This window comes from Streptomyces sp. NPDC127092 (assembly GCF_042722475.1).
Lineage (GTDB): Bacteria > Actinomycetota > Actinomycetes > Streptomycetales > Streptomycetaceae > Streptomyces.
In genome coordinates this window covers 649-1101 of the sequence record NZ_JBHXFE010000384.1, presented here as the reverse complement: position 1 = coordinate 1101, position 453 = coordinate 649, and the positions used below count along the sequence as shown (strand labels likewise).

General features: G+C 66.4%; 1 pseudogene. It reads left to right on the top strand.

The window, feature by feature from the left end:
• Nucleotides 1–34: 34 nt before the first annotated feature.
• Nucleotides 35–453 (top strand): annotated as a pseudogene (locus ACFWJO_RS40645) (hypothetical protein); the annotation flags it as partial.

Genomic DNA, 453 nt, shown 5'->3' with positions numbered 1-453 from the left:
CCACGTGGGTGGGCGACTGTTCTACCCGCACTCCGTGGAAGTTCTCGGTGATCAGCAGAGCTTCGGCATACACCTCGACGCCGCCGAGTTGGGCCCCGTCACGATGGGCTGGCTGTCCTACGACACCGAGGTCGAGATCGAGACCGGCGAACTCCAGGACTGGTATCAGGTCAATGTGCCGGTGAGCGGCCGGTTGAAGACGAGTTCGGGCGCCGACCGGATCATCGCGACCCCATCGTGTGCCGCCGTGTACCGCGCGGACCGCGGGTCGGTGCTCCAGGGCTGGGGACAGGAGACCCGGCGGATCCTGGGGATGAAGATCGAACGCCGCGCCGTCGAGGAGCAACTCGCACTGCTCCTCGGACGTCCGATCCGCAATCCGATCGCCTTCGACCTCGCGCTGGACATCACCACCGGGCACGGGCAGCAGTGGTGGTCCGTAATGCAGGCCCT